Genomic DNA, 6,521 nt, shown 5'->3' with positions numbered 1-6,521 from the left:
GCAGCATAAACGCTGCATCCACCCTTCGAGGAAGGGGAATAGAACTGACTACCCCGTCTGCAGCATAAAACGCTGCATCCACCCCTTCGAGGAAGGGGAATTTTACTTCAAAATCAAAAGCATAGGCGAATTAAAAGAAATTCTGAAATAGAGGAAGGGGAATAGCAACGACTACCCTGTCTGCAGCCATACCCCGGCTGCGACAAAGAACGTCGCATCCACCCCTCTAAAGAGAGGAATTTCTATTACAATTACTTCTTCGAGGAAGGGGAATAGAACCGATGATCTAATGCGGATGGTAAAATTCTAAGACAAAATGTGGTATAATATGTATGAACGATTGTTCAATTATTTTTATCTATTTTTATCAAGGTGATATGAATGAGTGTTCCAGCTGATGCTAAAAGATATGAAAAATCAGGTGTTTGCGAGGTTCATGAAGTTCACGATGATGTTATTAATAAAGTAAAAGAAAATACTCCCAGTGAAGATTTGTTATTGAAATTATCAGACTTTTTTAAGGTTATGGGAGATATGACTAGAATGAAAATTCTTTATGCATTGTTCAATGCAGATGAGTTGTGTGTTTGCGATCTTTCAAAGCTTCTAGATAAAACGCAGTCGGCTATTTCTCATCAGTTAAGAATTTTACGGCAAGCAAATTTGGTAAAATTTAGAAAAGAAGGAAAGGTCGTTTATTATTCATTGAACGATGAACACGTACAAGAAATTCTAGATGTCGGTTTTTCTCACATTAAAGAGTTTTGATTTTTTTCAAAATATATGAATATGTATTCATATGTTCATAGATAATATTGACTTAAGGGGAGGTTTTATGAAAAGAAAAGAAGTCATTTTAGAAGGATTGAGTTGTGCTAATTGCGCTACTAAGATAGAAGATTCCGTTAAGAAGTTGGATGGAATAGAGGATGTTAGCGTTAATTTTGTTTCTAAGACCCTCAAGTTTAAAATAGATAATGAGAGTAAGATAGAGGAGATTGAAAAGATAGTAAAAAAAATAGAACCAGATGTAAAGGTTCTTGATAAAGAAAAGCTTAAAGAAGTTGATGATGAAGAAAATGAGAGAAAAAGTTCTATCAGAAGATTAGTTTTTAGTTTGATTATTTTTGTGACTGCTATTTTAATAAGAGAACCTTTTTTCTTAAAAATATCATTATTCACTGTTTCTTATCTAAGTTCAGGCTGGAAAGTTTTGTTTAAGGCATTTAAAAATATTAGAAATGGAACAGTTTTTGATGAAAATTTTCTTATGAGTGTGGCAACGATTGGTGCTTTTGCAATTGGTGAATTCCCTGAAGCGGTTGGGGTTATGATTTTTTATGAGATTGGTGAATTATTTCAGGATATGGCGGTTGATAATTCAAGGAAATCTATTAAATCTTTGCTTAATATGAGGCCTGATTATGCAAATCTTTTAGTTGAAGATAAAATATCAAAAGTTTCACCCGAAGATGTACAAGTTGGTCAGTTGATTTTAATTAAACCTGGCGAGAAAGTTCCTTTAGATGGCGTTGCAGTTAAAGGAAATTCTGCTGTTGATACTTCTGCCTTGACAGGGGAGCCTATTCCAAGAAGTATTGAAGTAAATGATGAGATTTTAAGTGGTTCTATCAATCTTAGTGGGGTTATTACGGTAAAGGTTTTGAAAGAGTATAAGGAATCTACTTTTTCTAAAATTTTAGAGATTGTAGAAAATGCGTCAAGTAAGAAAGCTAACACTGAGAAATTTATAACTAAATTTGCAAGATATTATACACCAATAATTGTATTTTCTGCTATAACTTTAGCCATTGTTCCCCCTTTATTAACTGGAGACCCTTTTATTAACTGGCTTTATAGGGGATTGATTTTTCTTGTGATTTCTTGCCCGTGTGCCTTAGTTATTTCTATTCCACTTAGTTATTTTGCTGGGATTGGAAGATTATCAAAAGAGGGGGTACTTGTTAAAGGAGGAAATTATTTAGAGACTTTAAAAAACATGGAAACTTTGGTTTTCGATAAAACAGGAACTTTAACAGAGGGGGTTTTTGAAGTTTCCGAGATAAAAAGTTACAATGGAATAAAAGAAGACAAATTGTTAGAACTAGCAGCACATGCAGAGAATTATTCTAATCACCCAATAGCAAAATCTATTAAAGAGTATTATAATAGGGATATTGGGAAAGATATTATAGATGAATATGAAGAAGTTGCAGGAAAAGGTGTTAAGGCAAGAATAAAAGAAAATATCATACTTATTGGTAATAAAGATTTACTAGAAGAAAATGGGATTAAAACTCCTTTTCTAGATACTGACGGTACAATAGCATATATAGCTTATAACAATAATTTTGCTGGTTATATCAAAATATCTGATAAAATAAGAAAGACCTCGAAAGATACCATTAAGAAATTAAAAGAAATAGGGATTAAAAATACAGTGCTTTTAACAGGGGATAATAAAAAAACTGCCCAAAAAGTAGCTAAATATCTTGGAATAGATGAATATTATGCAAAATTACTTCCTGAAGATAAGGTGAAGATATTGGAACAATACCTAAAAGAAAAACCTTCGGTTGGTTTTGTTGGAGATGGAATAAATGATGCTCCCGTTTTGGCAAGAGCGGATGTGGGTATTGCCATGGGCGGTTTAGGTTCTGATGCAGCGATAGAAGCAGCTGATGTTGTTATAATGGAAGATGATCTTTTAAAATTGGTAGAAGCAAAAAATGTTTCATTAAAGACCTCAAAAATAATTTGGCAAAATTTGGCGATTATTTTAACAATAAAAGTATTATTCCTGACTTTAGCAGCTTTTGGATTAACCAATATGTGGGGAGCAGTTTTTGCAGATGTAGGAGTAACTTTGCTGTCTATATTTAACTCACTGAGAATTTTTAGGTAATTTTTTATAATAATAAATGTTAGAGGTGGCTTCTTTTTGAATAAGTCAGTAAAAAAAATGTCTTTGAGCTTGAAAGGTCTGCTTTTTGAAAAGGTTTCAAAAGATAGAGAACTTAATTTGCAAATTTTTTTGAGTTCGATTTTTTTAAAAGTTCTAGAAACCAAACAATTAATAAAGCCATCCCTTTACCTTTTTAATACGAACGGTAAAAATTATAATATTACTTCAAAATATTTAGAAGGTATAAGATTTTTAAATGAGAATTTTGATAATTTCTATATACTAAATGAGATAAAAAATAAGATTTCTCCACAAATACTTAAAGAAATATCTGATTTATTATTGTTAGTCAAAGAAAATGATTGGAAAAATGAAGAGATCATTTCATGGAGTTATGAATACTACAACAATTCTATCAATGATAAAAACAACAATCTTTCACAGTTTTATACTCCCAAATGGATAGCGGATTATTTGATAGAAAACTCTTTGAACAATTATTTTAGGAATAATCCTGATATTGATATTGAAAGTATAAAAATCATAGACCCTGCGTGTGGATGCGGGAATTTTATTTTAAGAGTATACGATTATCTCAGAGATATTTATTTAAAGAAAGGATATTCAAAACAAGAAACCGCAAAGATAATTATTTCTAATAACTTATACGGGTTTGATGTTGATTCAAATTCTGTTGAAGTTACAAATTTATTGTTGAAGTTGAAATCTTTAGAAGATGAGCAAACAATGGATTTAGAAACAAATATAACGAGTTTAAAAAACGAGAATGAAAAGAACTTTCTTTCAAGAAAACTTTCAGTGTTGGGAAGTTTAACTAAAAAAGAAGATATTCTAAGATTAAAAGAGAAAAATTCTAACAATAAGACGCAAAAAAAAACTTTTGGACATACTTTCTTCTGAATACGATATCGTTCTTACTAACCCACCGTATCTTGATTCTTCTGACTATTCCCTTGTTTTAAAAGATTTTATAAATAAAGATTACAAAGATTTTAGAAAGAATCTTTATTCTTGCTTTATAAGAAAAAGTTATGATTTAGTCAAAAACAATGGGTATGTTGGCATGATAACTCCACAAACTTTTATGTTTATTAGCAGCTATGAGCAAACAAGAAAGTTTATTTTAGAAAATTTTCAAATAGAAAAATTGGTACATTTTGGTCTGGGTGGAGTTTTTGAAAGTGCCCTTGTAGATACAACGATGTTTGTATTAAAAAAAGGCAAAGAAGAGAAGATTGGAGAATATATCAATCTAACAGGTGTTAAGGGAAAAGATGCAAAAAAAGAAGCCTTGTATAAAATTTGGAAAGAAAAAGATAAGCTTTATATCTCTAAGTATGTTCATTACATAGATAAAAAGAAGTTTTTAAAAATCCCAAGAATACCTTTTATTTATTGGGTTGATCCAAAAATTATTGTAACTTTTGAACATAAAGGTTTAGAAAAATACGCCGAGGTAAGACAAGGTATTGCTACGGGAGATAACCAAAAATTTTTGAGATACTTTTGGGAAGTAAAAAGAGAGGACATAAGTTTTAACCATATAAAAGATGAAAAAAAATGGGTGCCTTATACAAAAGGAGGACCATATAATAATTGGTATGGAAACCTATGGTGGGTTATAGCTTTTGATGAAGAAAATTATAACTTGCTTTCTAAAATGGGAAACAAACTTCCAAATAGGAAGTATTACTTCAGAGAGGGAATAACTTATACCATGACCACCTCTAAAGGAGCAACCTTTCGTTATTTACCCCCCAACTTTATGTTTGATTGCAAGGGAAGTTCTATTTTTTTCTCTGATAAAAATCATATTTTTAGATTTTTAGCCTTACTTAATAGCAGTTTTTTTAAGTATTTAGAGAAATTTATAGCGGGAAGCGTCGATTTAGAAGTGGGGGATTTAAAAAAGATTCCTATACCAGAATCTATATTTAAAAATACTTATGAAAATGAAACTCTTGAAAATCTATCAAGATTAAATGTTGCAATAAAAAAGCAAAATTTGGAAATATTCCCTACAGAACTTCATTTTAATGATCAAACCCTGAGCAATTTTGAAAGTATCTATAATTTTATAGAATCAAAAAATATATTAGATACTTATCTTTTGCTTTCTGAGGGGTTAATAGATACTTTGGTTTATAATTTATATGGCTTAGAAAGAAACTGTTATAGTAAGATATATAACATAGTAGACCTTCCTGTTTCTTTTTATCCACTAGATTCAATAAAAGATATAGAAAGTCTGCCTTCTTTAAGAGATTTTTTGAATGAAGAGTTTGCACACGAAATGGGATTAAATGTAAAAATATTAGAAAATATTGAAAAATCAATTAAACATTTTTATATAACCAACTTAAAAGAATTTCCCCGTCAACAAAATGATTCAAATAGAAACCGCAATAGAGAGCAGTATATAAATTATATAAAAACCAAAGCTGAAATATTACTAAAAAATCCACTTTCAGTTTTAAAAAATATTGAATTAGATGAAAATTTAAAAGAGTTAGCTTATTTAAAAATAGACAGGGATGTTCAAAAGTACCTTTTACAATCTAATGAAGGATTTATTCCTTTAGGTTTTTCAAAAGAAAGTGAAGATAAAATAATGAATTTGGTTTTTGATGAAAGAAACCAAATTGAAAGAATAATAAAAAAAGAGATTGAAAGATACTTAATTAATAATTACCAAAAAAACCATGAAAAATTGTATAAGAATAGGCCTCTTATTTGGAAAATAGGAAACAAAAAATATAGTATTTTTGTCCATTACCATAATATCAATCAAAACACTAAAAAAAATATTATCAACTTCTTAAAAAAACAACCTCAAACTAAAGAAATTAAAAACCTTATAAACTTCTTTGCATCAAAAAACTTCAACATAAACTTCGAAAAAGGTGTATTACAAAACAAAGAAGCCTTCTTTGAGGATTAATTCTATAATTCTTTGCTTTCTTTATATTCCTTTATATTATTTAAAATGTACCTGAAATGACCGCCAAATAATTGACTTTCTTTTCAAGAATAAAAGGGCTGATATATGAACTGCCCCATGTCAAGTAGACACGAAAATTAATAAAAAACTATATACAACTGGATGCTTGGTTTCTGAACTCAACAGGAGCCAGGCATCCAAGTTTTTTCTGCTGTTCAATTCCCCTTCCTTGAAGGGGAATAAAAACCAATAAACCTCTCAACAGGCGAATTCTATTATATTAACCCTTCAAAAAGGGGAATTAAACCTAAATTTTTTGCAAGAAATAAATTAATAATTATTTAGGAAGTTTTATGATTTCACTCTAAAATATCTTTTAATTCGTCAATGGTTATTTCTAATAGATTATCCATGATATAATCAATTGTTTTTTCATCGGTTTTTAGAATTTTGCCTTGCAATTCTTTGGAAAATTCTTTTCCAAATCTTTTTGTTAATAATTTCACCACAACTTCTTTCCTTTCTTCCAGTTTACCCTCCAGTTTACCCTCCAGTTTACCTTCTTCTTTACCTTTTTCAATTCCTTCTTCAAACAATGAAGCTCCTATTCTTGTCATTCGTATCACCTCTTTTAGTTTGCTTATGTACTGTTCC

Annotated in this window: 4 protein-coding genes and 1 pseudogene; 4 read left to right on the top strand and 1 reads right to left on the bottom strand. The window is 29.9% G+C overall.

From position 1 onward, the window contains the following. Window positions 1–381: 381 nt before the first annotated feature. The 4 genes from PW5551_RS06165 (at window position 382) to PW5551_RS06150 (ending at window position 5,867) form a co-directional block, all read left to right on the top strand. A complete protein-coding gene (locus tag PW5551_RS06165) occupies window positions 382–768 on the top strand; it encodes a metalloregulator ArsR/SmtB family transcription factor (protein ID WP_113074920.1) in 387 nt (128 codons plus the stop codon). A gap of 67 nt (window positions 769–835) precedes the next feature. Further along, window positions 836–2,905 (top strand): heavy metal translocating P-type ATPase, encoded by a 2,070-nt coding sequence (locus PW5551_RS06160; protein ID WP_113074919.1) that lies wholly within the window; start codon window positions 836–838, stop codon window positions 2,903–2,905. Between the two features lie 36 nt (window positions 2,906–2,941). Further along, window positions 2,942–3,826 (top strand): DNA methyltransferase, encoded by an 885-nt coding sequence (locus PW5551_RS06155; RefSeq protein ID WP_113074918.1) that lies wholly within the window; start codon window positions 2,942–2,944, stop codon window positions 3,824–3,826. After that, window positions 3,807–5,867, top strand: a complete 2,061-nt coding sequence (locus tag PW5551_RS06150) for an Eco57I restriction-modification methylase domain-containing protein (RefSeq protein ID WP_113074917.1) — start codon at window positions 3,807–3,809, stop codon at window positions 5,865–5,867. The genes PW5551_RS06155 and PW5551_RS06150 overlap by 20 nt, the downstream gene beginning before the upstream one ends. Before the next feature lie 359 nt (window positions 5,868–6,226). Here PW5551_RS06150 and PW5551_RS06145 read toward each other — a convergent pair. Further along, a pseudogene (locus PW5551_RS06145) lies at window positions 6,227–6,521 on the bottom strand (hypothetical protein); the annotation flags it as partial.

This window comes from Petrotoga sp. 9PW.55.5.1, from assembly GCF_003265365.1.
Taxonomy (GTDB): domain Bacteria; phylum Thermotogota; class Thermotogae; order Petrotogales; family Petrotogaceae; genus Petrotoga.
The sequence above is the reverse complement of the archived record's forward strand: the minus strand, read 5'-3'. Positions and strand labels throughout refer to the sequence as shown.